This is a genomic window from Okeania sp. SIO3B5 (genome assembly GCF_010692555.1).
Classification (GTDB): domain Bacteria; phylum Cyanobacteriota; class Cyanobacteriia; order Cyanobacteriales; family Microcoleaceae; genus Okeania.
In genome coordinates this window covers 1-17343 of the sequence record NZ_JAAHHG010000191.1, presented here as the reverse complement: position 1 = coordinate 17343, position 17343 = coordinate 1, and the positions used below count along the sequence as shown (strand labels likewise).

General features: G+C 33.9%; 12 protein-coding genes. 6 read left to right on the top strand and 6 right to left on the bottom strand.

The window, feature by feature from the left end:
• From F6K54_RS22890 to F6K54_RS22875, 4 genes are all read right to left on the bottom strand, one after another.
• Window positions 1-762: transposase (locus F6K54_RS22890; RefSeq protein WP_293082375.1), on the bottom strand; the 762-nt coding region annotated here is incomplete at its 3' end.
• A 295-nt stretch (window positions 763-1057) separates the two neighbouring features.
• The gene (locus tag F6K54_RS22885; protein ID WP_293082374.1) at window positions 1058-2653 is read right to left on the bottom strand and encodes a DUF6492 family protein; all 1596 of its coding nucleotides are present in this window, start codon (window positions 2651-2653) and stop codon (window positions 1058-1060) included.
• A gap of 309 nt (window positions 2654-2962) precedes the next feature.
• Window positions 2963-3325, bottom strand: a complete 363-nt coding sequence (locus F6K54_RS22880) for an IS200/IS605 family accessory protein TnpB-related protein (RefSeq protein WP_293082373.1) — start codon at window positions 3323-3325, stop codon at window positions 2963-2965.
• Entirely contained in the window at window positions 3315-4127 is an 813-nt protein-coding gene (locus tag F6K54_RS22875; RefSeq protein WP_293082371.1) for a transposase, read from the bottom strand. Before F6K54_RS22875 ends, F6K54_RS22880 begins: the two co-directional genes overlap by 11 nt.
• A 1208-nt stretch (window positions 4128-5335) precedes the next feature.
• On the opposite strand from F6K54_RS22875, the gene F6K54_RS22870 reads away from it, so the two are divergent.
• Window positions 5336-6823: a DUF4403 family protein gene (locus F6K54_RS22870; RefSeq protein ID WP_293082368.1), complete on the top strand. Its 1488-nt coding sequence runs from the start codon at window positions 5336-5338 to the stop codon at window positions 6821-6823.
• Between the two features lie 149 nt (window positions 6824-6972).
• Here the strand turns inward: F6K54_RS22870 and F6K54_RS22865 are convergent, their stop codons facing one another.
• Both F6K54_RS22865 and murJ read right to left on the bottom strand, forming a co-directional pair.
• Complete coding sequence (locus F6K54_RS22865; protein ID WP_293082365.1) at window positions 6973-7695, bottom strand: hypothetical protein; 723 nt, start codon at window positions 7693-7695, stop codon at window positions 6973-6975.
• A 3034-nt stretch (window positions 7696-10729) separates the two neighbouring features.
• Window positions 10730-12349, bottom strand: a complete 1620-nt coding sequence (gene murJ / locus F6K54_RS22860; RefSeq protein ID WP_293082362.1) for a murein biosynthesis integral membrane protein MurJ — start codon at window positions 12347-12349, stop codon at window positions 10730-10732.
• Window positions 12350-12469: 120 nt separating this feature from the next.
• On the opposite strand from murJ, the gene F6K54_RS22855 reads away from it, so the two are divergent.
• The 5 genes from F6K54_RS22855 to sfsA all read left to right on the top strand — a co-directional run bounded on the left by F6K54_RS22855 (window position 12470) and on the right by sfsA (window position 16827).
• Window positions 12470-12646 carry a hypothetical protein gene (locus F6K54_RS22855; protein ID WP_293082360.1) on the top strand — a complete coding sequence of 59 codons (177 nt, stop codon included), beginning with the start codon at window positions 12470-12472 and terminating at the stop codon, window positions 12644-12646.
• Between the two features lie 170 nt (window positions 12647-12816).
• Window positions 12817-12972: a hypothetical protein gene (locus F6K54_RS22850; protein ID WP_293082357.1), complete on the top strand. Its 156-nt coding sequence runs from the start codon at window positions 12817-12819 to the stop codon at window positions 12970-12972.
• 699 nt (window positions 12973-13671) lie between these two features.
• Complete coding sequence (locus tag F6K54_RS22845; protein WP_293082354.1) at window positions 13672-14205, top strand: polysaccharide pyruvyl transferase family protein; 534 nt, start codon at window positions 13672-13674, stop codon at window positions 14203-14205.
• A 673-nt stretch (window positions 14206-14878) separates the two neighbouring features.
• A complete protein-coding gene (locus F6K54_RS22840) occupies window positions 14879-15997 on the top strand; it encodes a glycosyltransferase family 1 protein (RefSeq protein WP_293082351.1) in 1119 nt (372 codons plus the stop codon).
• A 98-nt stretch (window positions 15998-16095) separates the two neighbouring features.
• The gene (gene sfsA, locus F6K54_RS22835; protein WP_293082348.1) at window positions 16096-16827 is read left to right on the top strand and encodes a DNA/RNA nuclease SfsA; all 732 of its coding nucleotides are present in this window, start codon (window positions 16096-16098) and stop codon (window positions 16825-16827) included.
• The last annotated feature ends 516 nt before the right edge of the window (window positions 16828-17343 follow it).

The following is a 17343-nucleotide window of genomic DNA, read 5'->3' as shown; positions in this document are numbered from 1 at the left end:
TAGCTTGTGCAATGTATCTTTTCTCATGTTGGCTATTTTGCTATGTAGTTTGGCTATCTTCAGTTGTGCTTTTTTCCAGTTGCGAGAAAACTTAGTTTTATGTCGGTTCAGGTATTGCAACCGAGACAGTTTAGCTTCTAACTTTCTATAAGATTTAACACCAACAAAAACCTCACCAGTTGAGAGTGTAGCTAGAGATTTTATACCTAAATCAACACCAACTACATCTACTGATTTCTCCGTATTTTGAGGTATGGTTTCTACTTTGAAACTAACAAACCATCTATCAGCTTTTTTGCTAATAGTTACAGATTTAGGAGTGACATTATTTGGTAAAAGTTCATAAGTTTTAATCCATCCAATTCTTGGCAACTTAATATGACTAAAACCTACTGATATTGAACCGTCTAAAGTAAAACTATCATCTCTACCTTTTTTCTTGAATTTAGGCATTGCAGATATTTTAGAAAAACAACGTTTCCAAGCTAATGATAAGTACCTTAAAGCATATTGGGGGGCACATTTAGACACTTCATAGTACCAACAGTTATTAGGTTTTACCATTGCTACCAACAGCTTATGCAAATCAATAGCAGTAGGAAATTTAAGTTTACTCTCAGGATTATTGGAATTGTGATTAAGGATGTTTGTAGTTAGCCATAATCCCCAATTCCAGGCGTGTCTAGCAACACCAGCGTGTTTAGCTAGTAAAGTTTTTTGCTGATTATTCGGATGTAGTTCAGTTTTAAATCCAAGTAGCATAAAACAGATAATTAGAGATTATAATAGATTATACCAGATTATTAGCAACAGTTACTAGCCCTCCACCCTTAATTTCCGGAAGCTCACAAAATGTTAAAGGTGGCTATAAATAAAACTATAACGTTTGAGTTAAGATACTTCCATCCAGACACTAATCATTCTGAACGCCACCAAAAAAAGGCGGTTGAGGTATGTAGCAAACAAGCAACCTCCCCTCCACCCTTAATTTCCGAAGGCTCACAAAATGTTAAAAGTGGCTATAAGTAACAGCAGTAACATAGGAGCAGAATCCATTTCACTTTATTGCCACTAATATCATATCCACCTCTTGGATAAGATTACTGTATATAGCACTCTGTTCCAGGAGATACTCTGTATCATTAACCCGATCGCTCTCGCGTTCATACCAAAATTTACTAGGAAGATAACGAACCTCTGCCAACTCAAAATTCACACCTAAATACATACCTAGTGGTGTAGTAGGATATCCTTTAGCCTGTCGCTCCTGGTTCAGTTTTTGAGAAAACATACTTAAACCATAGGGTGTTATTGGGCGTACATGAGTAGGATCGTGCAAAAGATTATCGTGGCGATGATGAGGTACTTTAATATGCACCTTAGCCCCTAGCTTACATATTCTATATATTTCCTGAATAATTTTGAGGTAGATTTCTGTTTGTTGTCCTAAATGCTCCAAGACATGACTCATTTCAATTTCTGCCACGCTATTATCATCCCACGGCCAAGGGAATGTTTCTAAATCTAAGCTAATATCAGGACTGCCAAACTTATCTACATTAATGTAACCATCTAGATGTCTTGCTCCGCATCCCAGATTTAAATATAAATCAGATTCAAACTTGCGGGGGTTCCAAGGAGAACGTTGCTCTTCAATATGAGTGTTTTTTCGATCCTTCTTGAGATGTCGCGGACTACTTTCAAAAGATAAAGATGAAGGAAGATGATCTGATTCGTATTTCTCTGCAATAAATGATTCTACTTCCTGATATGAAGGAGAAAAGAAAATCTGACTAGATACTATAGATTGGTAACTATTAATTTCATCAGAAAATATCCTTGAGTTATAACTCCTAAGTGCAGTAGAAAATAAACCAGTGCCATCATCAAAGAATCTCTCAGTCGTAGCTCCGTAGTTTTTGTATGGATGAAAGGCCAGATCTCCAGGAGCTTTCGCAGCTACCCATGAAGTGTAAGACCAGTATTCACTAAAAGTTTCAAACTTATTAGCAGAGCGCATCATTAACAGCAACCAATTATCCTCAGATTGAAAATAGTTTTTAATTTGCTGTTTAAAAGATTCCAGATGCTCCTGCTTAAACCACATATGATGTGGAACAAAAGTAGCGTCTTTATCTGTCAGTGGTTCCACCCCCAATACCGAAGTAATCCATTCAGCCCACTTCGATACAATATGAGGATTACCATATCTATTATCTTGAAGAAGTGCAAATGTGTGTCCTGTAGTTTGGCGATCGCTACTGATGAGTGGCCAAGTATTGACTGGAAGTAGGTCACTATCCCAGACAACAAACCATTCACTCAAATTTTCAATACCTTCATTAGCACCAAGTTTTAATAATTGTTGATAGAACCAACCAGGATTATATAGTGATTTACCTAAGTCAAGCTCTGAGCAAATTGCTTCTTTTGTCAGACTACTCTTTTGAAAAAATAATTCTTCTTTATGGTTATAGACTGGAGTAACTTGCCATCCCTTTACCTTTTGCTCTAGGGATATAGCTTCATTTTCTGGGGCTATTATATGAATAGCCCGAGGTTTGTAGTGATGAGTAATTCCTTCTAAAACAGCTTGGGTATTCCAACGTATTTTATAAAGGGGAATGACAAAATCGAATATTTCTTTTGACATGATTTTAGATAGTTTCTTCTATTTACTTTAGATGAGTTAACTTTCTGAGTTTTTCCACTCAGAAAACTTTTGATTCTTTGCCAATATTGAACAAGGAATTGACTACTCCCCGCAGCTATTGCCGAGGGGATTCTAAGCAGATACTACGCAACACCGATAAATCCGTGTTGCTCCGTCTATTCTTAGCTGAAATACATTCTCTGGGGACAATTTCCGCGGTGCCCCTACACAGTTGGCTTAAGTAGGGGCGATTCGCGAATCGCCCCTACTGCTTTGCGGCTTACTTTTGTGATTATATTTGCAGCCCCATTACAGTCTGCAGTCTTCACACCAATTATTACCTGTTCTATACAAACCACGCTTGATTCTTTTCGGTGATGGTTTCCAATCATTGGGTTTTTCACCATAATTAGGTAGATTGTCACCATCTAAAAATGAAGCCATACTTGTATAGCTTTCCTCAGTTTCTATAAATATAATCCCATACTCAGAAGATAATTGAGCTATTCTTTCTTTGAGTCTAGCTGTGGGAATTGGTACAAATTCTGAATTACTTTTTTTTCCTAATTTTATTTCATTTTTCTGACCTTTATTCCAACCAAATACAATTGTACCAATAGAATTTTTTAAGCAATGATTAATTACTATTTTGGCTGCTTTATTAATACCCAAATCGGATTTGGCGGTTACGTTTTTCAGTAATAGAAGCTAGCCTATTTGACCAAAATCCCAAAGGTTTATTTTCTTTAATAGTTGATACTTGTTTGTTGTACCAACCCACCCCTATCCCCTCCCGGGAGGGGAACCAAAGGGGTGGGTGTTTCCCATCTACAATTAAGCTTGTTCCTACATTGGATACACAACTCAACCAATTATTTACACCATGATCTATTCCTAATACATTTTCTTGATTTAATTGAGGTTTAACTATTACTTCTTTTTTATAGACAAATTCTTGGGTAAAACATCTGTTTCTCGGTAATATTCTCAGTTCTTTGAGAGTAGAAAATGCGAGATTACTAGGCATTGGAATTAAAAAGCTATCTACTCCAAACCAGCGTTTACAAGTATTGCCTAATGGTACTCTAATTTGATTACCTTTGAGTTTTAATGCTTGAGAAGGATAACTAACTGTAGCCATTCCCCCTTTTTTTCTATAGTTAGGAATCCTTGGTCTGTCTGAGATTTTTCCTTCATTGTAGGCTTTTATTAGACCATAATAAGAGCGAAATGATTCAGCTACAGTTCTCAATATTTGTTGTGCTGCTTGTGAATATAAAACTTTATAGTGATTGTTCTTTTTGTAGACTTTTTCCAAGTCAAACTTGCCGAGAGTTTTGTGAGACTTAAAATATAGTTGCCTAGCATAATATATTCCCATGTTAGTGAGCTTGTGAGACTCTTCACATAAGAATGTTAAGATAGCAATTAATTCGGGATTTTTGCCTACTAGAACTTGCTGACAAGAGTACATTTGAAACGGGCGTTGGATAACTTATTGTTGCTCATAGTAACAGAGGAAAACTTTAGTTGTCTAGTCCAGACTACTCCTTTGTTTTCATCCCCCCGATTCAAACACGGCGGCCTTCCACCTGGTTTTTTGGTAAAATAAAATACATCGGATTAAAATCCGACTCCTCGACTTTCATCCATCGCTTAAAAGACGATGGCTTTCATGCTCCCGTGTTATTTAGGTAAGATATTTTATTCAGAAACGTTCTATTTTGTCAAATTTTCATCGTAAGTATAAAGTATTCCGCTTTTACTTGGTCATTCCACGCAGATAGGTTTTGAATGTAATAATAATTTACTAAGTTGAGATAAGAATTTTTCTTTCCTGCGGAATACTGTGCAAACATAACTTTTAATTCTTTTTATAGACTAATTTTTATTTCCGATAAAATAAGTTTATAAGTAAGCATTCAGCTATTAGCATTCAGCATTCAGCTTTTGAACATATTCAAGAAATTACTAAGGTTAGCTGAAGACATTTTTTTTATAAGTTTTAATTATCCTTGGAGACTAATTCCTCTTTTGAGCCGATCATAAACTAATAACTCACAGCTATTGCTTTTAGTTTAGGATAAAAGCTTTATTAATTGTCTTACTACAAAAGTTACCCCCCTTGCCCTTAAAGTCTATATGTAATCAGGAGTCAGCTATCAGCTTTTTAATGAATTAAGCAAACATTTACTTAACTTCTACGACATTTTTAAACAAAGAATTGAATCACAAGAACAGCCAACTTAAATTGTCTACTAAAGGTAATAAAGTTGATAGCTGACTGACTGAATACTTACGTCTATATTAATTTAAATACTGCCCTTAAGAAGAGAGTATTATTGCTGAAGTCCGCAGTTACGACCCAGGAGTCTAGCTGACAGGAAGCTTGCTGAATACTTACTAAACAGGATTCAGTTAGCTTGCTATTCATTAATTGATAATGGATAATTGATAATTGATAATTACCTCTGGTTAAAACCGTTCTTGATTGAAAATAAGGAAATATTATTTCTTTTTTTCCCTTAAAAGGGGAGGCTTTAAACCTGAATTGTTTAATAATTAATAATTAATAATTAATAATTAATAATTCGGTAAATTGCAAAAAAACTATCCTTCTAAGTTCCCCCATGTCTCTACTACCCCTACTCAATAAAAGAAGAGTTTCAATAGTCAAAAATTATGCCAATAAAATCAATGAAAAAATTTACTATTCCACGAATAATAAAATTTTCTATTTTAATAATATTAGTGCTAATTATGATTATTTTTTCTTCGAGAGCAGCTTTTAAAGGAATAGATATTCAACCTAAATTGCCGGAGTTAATATCAGCTAATACATTACAACCTGAACGTAGTGAAAGTATATTAAATCTACCTGTAAAAATTCCTTTGGCTAATATTGAGAAAGCACTAAATCTGAATATTCCTCAGACATTTGTGGGTACAGAATCTGACCCTACGGATTTGCTCTCTAATGATAATCTTACTTACGAAATTAATCGCAAATATTTGAGTATTGGTACTAAAAATAATCTGATAACTTTTTCAGTACCAATATCAGGAACTGCAAGAATAAAGGGAAAAATTAATTTACGTTTTACTAAGATTCCAGTTAGTGCGCGGACAAATATTGTAGGTACAATTTTTGGCGATCTTTCTTTAGGAATAGATAATGAATGGAATATTCAACCGAATCTAAATGTATCGACTAATTTAACTAAAGCAGATGTACCAATAAAAAATGTTGGCACTATTAGTATTCGTAGTCTTCTGAAAAAACAGGTGGATAAGGCTATCAATAAAGAGAAGCCTAAATTAATTGCTGAACTTGTTAAAAATTTAAACCTAAAGGCAGAAGTCACAAAACAATGGAATAATTTGCATTTGTCAGAACAAATAAATAAAGACCCTTCAATTTGGATTAAAACTGAACCACAGAATGTTAGTTTTAAGGAGTTTGATTTGAGTGATGGTGAAAATGTTCAGTCTGGAATTGCTATTGAGATGTTTGTCGATACTTGTATATGTAAAGAAGCTCCTGTTATTAATTTTAAACAGTTGCCTAATCTTACTATTCAAGAGCAGATAATAGATAAGTTTTTAATAAATTTGCCTGTGCAAGTTTCCCTTGATGAATTGAATAAGACTCTTCAATCTAAAGTTAGAGGTAAGTCTTTGTCTGTTGATGAAAATCTGAAATTCATTGTTAATGAAATTAATTTATCTGCATTAGGTGAAAAAATTCTTGTTAAGGTTGATTTTAAGGCTGATAAAGGCAATTTTATTCAGGGAGCAAAAGGAATATTATATCTTTGGGGTAATATTTTTTATGATCAAGAGTCTAATAATCTGAAAGTGGTTGAACTAGATTATGATGTTGATACAAAAAATGCTTTATTATCATCAGCAGATTCGCTTTTGAAACCTATTTTGCTTCAGCAAATTGAAGAACGTCTTTCTTTTCCTTTAGACCAAGAATTAATTCGAGCTAAAGATGAAGCTAATAAATATATTCAGCAGATAAAGTTGCCTCCTGAAATTGATGCAAATATTGAAGTTAAAACGATTGAAGTTGAAAAGGTTGTTGTGACAAATAATGATATTTATCTTGTCTTAGTAGCAGATGGAAATATGTCTGCTCTTTTGAATTTGGGGAGTAAGGAGTAGCAAATAAAAAATAGTGTATCTCATATTAACTAGATACACTATAAAAGTAAAAAATTCTATATTAGTTCTTTTTGCAAAATTAATAAATTAATAAATTAATAGCTTATTGCTGAGAGTTAACTGCTGAATGTTTACCTAAACTTCTATCTCTATCTACCCTCTCTTATCTTCTCTAAAATTCTATTTTCCTTAACTATCTCTTCTATTTTAGAGGTCAAATCATTTATATTTGTTCTTTTGATGAGATATCCTGTATCAATGAATCCTATGATGTAAGATAAAATTCCTCTAGCTGGCCGAAAAGAATAATTAATTATTTTTGTTGTCGTTTCAGTTCTTCCTCTAAGAGAACTATCAGATACATCCATTTGATAATAGATATACCCTCCATAGTTTCTTCTTAAACCTTTCATTTTTTCCTCTTTTTTCCATTCTACTTGGAGTAATATATGCAATTGATTCTTCAAAACTCCAATTTTGGCATCATGTGTCCAAACCTTATTATAATCGGTTCTCTTTAAAGCAACTCCCTCAAAGTATTCTGAGTATTCTGGATAGAGTGTTACATATTGGTTAATATTGATTTCTTTAGTGGGAAAAGCACTAAAGAAAATGCTTTCTAATAACATTATAGATATCAAACTTACTAATGCTATTTTACTCCAATCAATATCCAGTTTCTGCAATAAATAGTTGAAAATTATTGGAGTAATTAATATAAAAATTGCTGTACTAATGGTTTTATATTGTTTAATTGCTACTACACCTGGTTGAAAATAGTTAACTATTAAAGCTGTAATAAAATTAGTTAAAATACCAGCGATTATTCCTAAGCTAATATTTTCTAAATATCCACGAAGTTGTGTACTCATATCTACTTTTAATTTGATATTTAACTATTGACATCATAACAAACCCTAGATTCTAGAAGTCGGTATTTAAGAGGAGAAATAGTCGTTGATTTTTGTGGATAGGGTAGTAAATTAAATTTTGACTCACTACTCCTAATAATGGTTAATGAATAAAAATTAGTTGACAAAAAATAAATTATATGGTATTGTTATACATAATGGAGAAGGTGCGCTCATATATACTTAGTCTAGGCCATTGAAAAATATTGTGTTGAAGGTATTTTGGTATGTTCTTTAGCTGCTCTTGAATGAAAAAGGATAGTTTAAGTTTTTCTGTCTTCTGATTCTCAATTTTTCTACTATTGCGTATAGGGGAATAGTAGTTTCATTCTATGAAGCACTCCAGAGTGGGGTGAATTTCCTTCTATTGCGTATAGGGAAATAGTAGTTTCATTGTCTGAAGCACTAAAAATCTGAGGTCAGTTGTAAAATTTCTTTCTATTGCCTATGGGAAAACTTGAGCTTCAGGAAATGAAAAATTCTGCGAGGGATTGTCAATTTCCTTCTATTGCGTATAGGGAAATAGTCATTTCATTCTCTGAAGCACTACTTGAAATCTGAGGTCAGTTGTGAAATTTCTTCTATTGCCTATGGGAAAACTTGAGCTTCAGGAAATGAAAAATTCCGCGAGCGATCGTCAATTTCCTTCTATTGTGTATAGGGAAATAGTATCCTCATTCTCTGAAGCACTCAAAATCTGAGGTTAGTTGTGAATTTCCTTCTATTGCGGATAGGAAAATAGTATCCTCATTCTCTGAAGCACTCAAAATCTGAGGTTAGTTGTGAAATTTCCTTCTATTACCTATGGGAAAACTTGAGCTTCAGGAAATGAAAAATTCCGCGAGGGATTGTAAATTTCCTTCTATTGCGGATAGGGAAATAGTCATTTCATTCTCTGAAGCACTCAAAATTTGAGGTCAGTTGTGAAATTTCCTTCTATTACCTATGGGAAAACTTGAGCTTCAGGAAATGAAAAATTCCGCGAGCGATCGTCAATTTCCTTCTATTGCGTATAGGGAAATAGTCATTTCATTCTCTGAAGCACTCAAAATTTGAGGTCAGTTGTGAAATTTCCTTCTATTACCTATGGGAAAACTTGAGCTTCAGGAAATGAAAAATTCCGCGAGCGATCGTCAATTTCCTTCTATTGCGTATAGGAAAATAGTAGTTTCATTCTCTGAAGCACTCGAAATCTGAGGTGAGTTGTGAATTTCCTTCTATTGCCTATAGGAAAACTTGAGCTTCAGGAAATGAAAAATTCCGCGAGGGATTGTAAATTTCCGACTATTGCGCATAGGGAAATAGTAATTTCATTCTCTGAAGCACTTAGGCTATGAGATGAGTGGTGAAATTTTAACTGTTGCGTATAGGGAAATAGTAGTTTCATTTTATCAAGCACTCAGAATATGAGATGAGTGGTGAAATTCCTGACTATTGCGTATAGGGAAATAGTAAATTCATTTTATGAAGCACACTAGAAATCTGAGATGAGTGATGAAATTTCTTCTATTGCGTATAGGGAAATAGTAGTTTCATTCTATGAAGCACTCAAGAATCTGAGGTGAGTTCTGAATTTCCGACTATTGCGTATGGAGAAATAGTTGCTTCAGAAAATGAAGCACTCCGGAATCTGAGATGAGTGGTGGAATTTCTTCTATTGCGTATGGAGAAATAGTACTTTCATTTTATGAAGCACTCGGAAATCTGAGATGAGTGGTGGAATTTCTTCTATTGCGTATGGAGAAATAGTACTTTCATTCTCTGAAGCACTCAAGAATCTGAGGTGAGTTCTGAATTTCCGACTATTGCGTATGGAGAAATAGTAGCTTCATTCTCTGAAGCACTCCAGAATCTGAGATGAGTGATGAAATTTCCGACTGTTGCGTATAGAGAAATAGTAGCTTCATTCTCTGAAGCACTCGGAAATCTGAGATGAGTGGTGAAATTCCTTCTATTGCGTATAGAGAAATAGTAGCTTCATTCTCTGAAGCACTCGGAAATCTGAGATGAGTGGTGAAATTCCTTCTATTGCGTATAGAGAAATAGTAGCTTCATTCTCTGAAGCACTCGGAAATCTGAGATGAGTGGTGAAATTCCTTCTATTGCGTATAGAGAAATAGTAGCTTCATTCTCTGAAGCACTCGGAAATCTGAGATGAGTGGTGAAATTCCTTCTGTTGCGTATAGGGAAATAGTAGTTTCAGAGAATGAAGCACTCGGAAATCTGAGATGAGTTGTGAGATTTCTTCTGTTGCGTATAGAGAAATAGTAGTTTCAGAGAATGAAGCACTCGGAAATCTGAGATGAGTGGTGAAATTTCTTCTGTTGCGTATAGAGAAATAGTAGCTCCAGAAAATGAAGCACTCGGAAATCTGAGATGAGTGGTGAAATTCCTTCTGTTGCGTATAGGGAAATAGTAGTTTCAGAGAATGAAGCACTCGGAAATCTGAGATGAGTTGTGAGATTTCTTCTGTTGCGTATAGGGAAATAGTAGTTTCAGAGAATGAAGCACTCGGAAATCTGAGATGAGTTGTGAGATTTCTTCTGTTGCGTATAGGGAAATAGTAGTTTCAGAGAATGAAGCACTCGGAAATCTGAGATGAGTTGTGAGATTTCTTCTGTTGCGTATAGGGAAATAGTAGTTTCAGAGAATGAAGCATCAAGCAAAGGGTAAATTATCAAAACTACTTATAAAAAATATCAACCTTTTTCTTAATGCGATACATAGCACTACCTATTTAAAGTTTCTGTCGGAAAAACTTAGTTAAAAATACCTTTAGCTTTTGAGTTGTGACTTACCGAAAAATTGTGGTATAAAGCCTCCCCTTTTAAGGGGATAAAAAGAAAAAATTTCCTTTAAGTCAATCCTATCCGTTTTAAAGGAGAGGTAATTCTAAATTCTAAATTCTAAATTCTAAATTCTTGAAGGGTAGTAGTTGAACAGACGATCGCTTTGTTAGTTGAGAAAAAAAGATAAAAGCTACGAGGATCTCAAATCAAATTCCCAATTTTTGTCTAATTCGTCCAACAAAAATATCTACTTCTGGCAAATTCATTTTCATTACTATCAAACCAAAGATACCTAACCCCGAAAAACTCGCCAAACCAAGTTCCAATAACTGTACAAAAAATCCCTCACTTCCCAACACCAACTGACAACCTAAAAGCACGCCCCAACAAACCAAAGCAGTCGCAAAAGCTCCAGCAATTAAACCAGTAAAAGGCATCAACCATTCACCCCAAGGCAACCCACCAAGTTTCCTATTTAATAACCAGAGAAAAATTACCATTGAAATTAAATTTACTCCCACCGTTGCCAAAACCAAACCAGGAGCACCAAAAGCATTAACTAACAAATAATCCAACACCACATTCAGAAAAATATTAATCACACTAATCTTAAAAGGAGTCTCTCCATCTCCCAAAGCATAAAAAACCCTAACCAAAACATCCCTTCCCAAATAAACAAACATTCCCAACGCATAAGCCATCAACACAGAAGCCACAAAATTTGATGCCGATAAATCAAAAGCATAACGTTCATAAACCACCCTCACAATAGGCAAAGCCAGAGTTACCATAATCGCACTTAAAGGCAACATCGTAATACCAGTTAATACCAAAGCTTGGCGAATTCTATATTTTAATTCATTCCAACTTTCCGGTTCCGCCAATCGAGAAAATATCGGTAAAAAAGGTACCAAAATAACATTAGAAATAATCCCCAAAGGAGTCTGTACTAACAAACCAGAATAAGCCAACGAAGCAGCAGCTTGAGGAATATAAGAAGCAAAAAATAAATCGGTATAAACATTAATATGTAACATTCCAGAAGACAAAGTAGCAGGTACCATTACTTTAGTAACTTCCTGTACTCCTGGATGTCGAAAATTAAATCTGAAACGTAATTTTCCTAAACCATTTCGCCACAAAGAAGGAACTTGAATTAACCATTGTAATATTGCTCCGATGAGGGTACCCCAGGCTAAAACTAAACCTCCTATCATGGCATATTCCGGTTGAATAATTTTTTCCCCTAACTGTAAGGCTAAAATAAAAAGTCCTCCGATTAAAGCCACACTAGAAAATAAGGGGCTAATAGAAGGCAACCAATACATATCCGCAGCATTAAGCGCTCCAAAACCAATACCAATTAATCCTGCCAGTAAAGCCATTGGGGCCATAATCTGGAATTGTTGGATGGCGATCGCTCGAATTTCTAGACCTTTTGACGTTTGACTTAACCCCGGCGCCACTAGGTCAATCAAAGGATCGGCAAAAATAATCAGGCCAACTGTGACGAAGAACAATACTCCACCAACGAAAGTAGTTATTGTTTCTACCAGTGGAGCAGCTTCGGACTTATGGCGCTTTGCTAAGACACTAACGATGGCACTATGAAAAGGTCCGTTGATGCCTCCTAATAAGACTAATAAAAACCCAGGTATGACATAAGCGTAGTTATAGGCGTCCACTGCAGCACCTACTCCGAAGGCGGCGGCGATCGCTTGTTGACGTACTAGGCCAAATATTTTGCTAATTAATGTGGCTACTGCTACGATGCCAGCTATTCCTGCTAGGGAACGAGAGGATTTTTGTGATTTTGATTCAGACACGAGTACAATATATTGATGTTGCTTAAATAAGTTTAATCACGATTCGGTATTGAGCGATAGAAAACCGGATATTTGTTTTTTTTGGTACTTTCTATTTGGGTTTTAACTCAATTATCATTAATGAAAAAACAAGGGCAAATTATCAAAAGAGTTTATGAGTCTTTAAATGGCAGTCTCATGGGTTTATGGATTATTAAAAATATTAAGGGGTGGATATTATTTGTCAATTTTTATTCTGATTTTAAACGTTTCTTCAAGTGGTCATCTGCAAGTAATAAAATTGGGTGCATCTCATAGCAAGCAAAAATACTTTTTTTCCCATATATTCCCTATTCCCTATTCCCTATTCCCTGTTGCCTGTTGCCAGATGAGCTGTTGCCTAAAAGCGATAAATTTTTGGCTTTATTCACGCATTGAGATGCACCGATAAAATCAGCACTCAAACAAATTTAAGAGCCTTAATTACTATGGACTATCACCGACTAGAAAAAGGCTTGGCTTTGAAACAGCCTAGGAAGGGATTTGGAAAAGATGTTATTAAGCGTTTGGGTGATTTTTTACCAGAATACCAAAATAAATATGGTTCTGATGAAACTGTAATGATTACTCTTAATGCTTTATAAGAATATTATGACTTTAATTTAGAACTTGATTTAGATAATGAGACAAATGAGACAGCTTATGAGACTATTTCTAAAATTAAAAATAACCTCCCCCAAAATAATCATCTATTAGGCAAAGAAGGCGGAACTAAAATAGTCAAAAAAACTGATATTCAAGCATCGGCAAAAATTGATCTTAGAGATTTTTTACGTCTCGATATAGTGTCCGTCAATTCACAGATGAAGAGGTGGATATTTCATTAATAGAACAAGCTTTCAATAATTGATAATGGATAATGGATAATGGATAATTAGGGTTTGCTGATTAAATCTAAAAGCATTGACATATCAAAATTTTAGCATTTTTTAGTTAAAAAAAGTCCAAGCTTAATGGTCGTAATGATTCAAAAAATTAGCATTTTAGGTAAGAGTTGCGCAGAATAATCCCTTGACTATTCTTCCTCCTACCTCCTCTATAATTCCCATTTCTCCTGTCTCCTGTCTCCTACCCTTACCCATAAGACTTTTTCAGCAAACCCTAATTACCTCGATTAATTGATTCAATTTATCACCCTGTTAATTTAGTAGCAGATTTAGCCTTTTTATTAAAACCTACTGAACAGTCGGAGAGATTAGCTGAAGTATTGGAATGGGTTAATATTCAGAAAAGTCAAAATAAGATTATTTTGGGAATTAATATTCATGGCTTACTATTGAAAAATGTTAGAGGGAATCACAGCCAATGATTTGGTTCAAGTTTTAGCTGATACTCTCACAAAATTGCACAAAGATAATGAGCAATTAAGTTTTATTTTCTTGCCTCACGATAGCCGTATTGTTAATGGAATTAATGATGATATTTTATCAAAAAAAATCATGGAAAATCTTCCCGATGAAGTTGCTTCATCCTTTGTCAAAATTCCTTTTCCCTGTTTAGCTAGAGAAATTAAAGCAATAGTTAAACATATAGATTGTGTACTTACTGGCAGGATGCACTTAGGCATTGCTTGTCTAGGACAGGGTACACCAATTGCTTGTATTACTTATCAGGGAAAATTTGAAGGTCTCTACCAACACTTTAACCTTGAACCTTTATTTATTGAACCAAAGAAACTATTCGTTCCCAATCAAAATGAACTTGTAGAATTAGTCCATAAATTAATTTATCAAAGACAAAGTTTACACGAACAAGTCATCAGTAAACTTGATGGTGTTAAAGAACTTTCCCGAGCAAATTTTACTTCAATTCTCTAATTTTTTCTAACTGAACGAACTTTCGACTTAATTTAATATCAGGAAAAATTCAAGTTTAGCAAGAGAAACTCAACTCTCTAAGATTTTGATTGATAAAAACAATCTGAGATTTGTTTGGAGATAGAATTAATATAATCTCATTCCCATAAAATTTATCAAGTTATACCAAGGGTGACAAAACTCCTTAAAATTAAAAAAATTTGTACCTCAATCTTTTTGGGAATTGGTATATAGCGTTTTTATCTGGGATGTGGAAACCAAGTGCTATGAAAAAGGTATGGAGGGAATAGTAAAGGAGAAAAAACAGGATTAAATAGTAACAAACACAAGGATATAAGCTAATAAAACGGCGTGCTTTTTGTCTTATAAAAAACCTCAATCTGGATTTACATCTCAAATAAAAACATTATAGCAATTCCCCAGAAGCGTGAGGTACAAAAATCGTTGGTTTTAGGGAACACTTAACTGGGAACAGGAAACAGAGAATAGAAGACAAATAAAGATAGGTGTACCTCATCAGGTTGAGAAACGCTATATATGAATTGAAGTAATTTTATTTGACTTTATTTCCCAAATTCCCAGTAGTATAATTTGAATAAAATTAATGTATTTCACATTTACTGTGAAATGCTTATATAAAAACTTATCTAATAGATAGCTAGCGAATAAAATTATGAAATTAATGCACGATGGACTCAAGGACTTTTTGCTCCTGGAAGAATATATTGAGTCTCAAAAAATCGGATTTATTTCTTTAGAAATTCCTCTTCCCAACTGGATTAAGAAGTTTACTAAATTTCTTAAATACTCAATAGGTTTACAAATTCGCCGAGAGTATCGCCATATTTGCATGGGGTTAAATGCTCTAAAGTTTTCTGATGTAGATACTATTTTTATTTTCGAGATTTATAATCAACATTTGTTATTTGTTATGCCTTTATTTGCCATTATGGCATTACGAGGAAAAGAAGTTTTAATATGTCTGCATGGTAATCAACAATTTGCCATGACTAACAAACTTAAATTTTGGGGATTACTTTATCTAAAAGCTTATTTAAAACTATTTAAAAAACTAAAAGTTGTTTCTTTTGAAGTAGATGATGATGTGCTGCCTGAAAAATTTAGATTACCAGACAAATCTAAATATATAATTCCTCATCCTATTATTAGTGAGGCTAAACCTAAATTTTTACCAGGAGAAAGAATACCCTCTAATGTTCCAATTAAAATTGGTGTTGTAGGAATGATTCGCCCAGATAAACCAATCAATCAAGTAATTGATAAATTACAAGAATATATTAAGTCTTCAGAGCATCAATGTGAACTGGTAATTGGAACACCTTTTGGTCAAAAACCAAAATATTTAGATGAACTTAATGTAACTCTTTATGACACTACTAAACAAGAAAACTATATCCAGATTTTAACGGAAATAGACATTTTAGTAATTCATTACGATAAAGACCGCTATTACTACCGAACCAGTGGAGTAATTAGTGATGCAGCTTCTTGTGGATGCTATATTATTGCTTCTGATTATCCGATGATTAAACATCAAGTTTGTTGGCCGGAAAAAATAGGTTCTACTTTTTCTGATTTTAGTGAAATTTCTACCCTTATAGATGAGGGCATAGTTCATATTCGAGAAAAAGGGCAGGATAATCACTGGTTATGGCGAGAAGGAAGAACTGCTAAAGCGATCGCTAAAGTTTTATTTCCTGATAACTATAAATTAGATACTAAGGTTGAGAAAGGAGAGCTAGGTGCTACTGAATTAGGAAATAATAGTTGATATTTTCCGAGTTTAAACAAAAATAATAATTTTAATTTTTTTTGTATTATCCTAACCGTATTGATTTAAAGTCAATATAATTTATTGTCAAATAATTTATGAATAATCCGCCAAAATTCTCTTATAAATATCCAACTCTTGAGTCTGGAATTTTGATTAAGCGTTATAAAAGGTTTCTGGCAGATATAGAGTTAAAATCTGGAGAAATAATTACTGCTCACTGTGCAAATACAGGTCCGATGAAAGGAGTTTGTACTTCTGGTAGTCCTGTGATGGTTTCTCATAGTAATAACCCTAAACGAAAGTTGGCTTATACTTGGGAATTAATTCAAGTAACAGATAATGAACCAACTTGGGTAGGAATTAATACGGCTTTGCCTAATCGAGTTATTAAGTTAGCTTTAGCAGAATATTTATTTCCTGAATTGGGAGATTATAGTGAAGTTAAACCAGAAGTTGTTTATGGGAAAGACAAAAAAAGTCGGGTAGATTTTAAGTTAATTAGTCAGAGTCAAAATATTTATCTTGAGGTGAAAAATACGACTTGGGCAAATAAACGAATTGCTTTATTTCCAGACACGGTTACAGAAAGAGGGCAAAAGCATTTACGAGAATTAATTGAAGTAGTTAAAAAAGGCGAAAGAGCTGTATGTTTATTTTTTATAAATCGTGGTGATTGTTATCAGTTTTCCCCTGGAGATATTGCTGATCCTGATTATGGTCAACTCTTGAGAGAAGCTGTTAAAAAAGGGGTAGAAATTTTGCCCTGTAGATTTGAAGTGACTCCCCAAGAAGTTCGCTATTTAGGTATGGCAGAATTTATTAATTAGGGTTTTTTTGTATTGATTAATTAATTAATTTATCTTTTCTGTGGTGGGTTTAATACCCCACCGTCATTTCAGTTATCAGTTATAGCAATTATCATATTGGTGAGGTACAAAATTTGTTTGTTTTAGGGAGTATTCAATAATTAATAATTAATAATTAATAATTAATAATTAATAATTAATAATTAATAATTAATAATCTTGAGAGTACAAAGTTCTTCTGAAAAAGGATTTATTTTAAAGACTGAAAGTATTACTGGAAAAGGCTTACAGCACCTACAGTTGTGAATGTAGAGTTTCTAACCTTGAGATCCCTGAAAGCCTTAGCTAGCAATAGTTATTCCAAGAACTTTGCACTGTCTAGTTAATAATTAATAATTAATAATTAGGGGTTGCTGAATAAATCTAAAAGCATTGATATATAAAGACAAGTGCCTTTTTGGGGCCTTGAAAAAGTCTGCCTGTTTCAGCTCTTCATGCTCAAAAAGCTAGTATTTTGGGACGATTATGGCAGAAAAA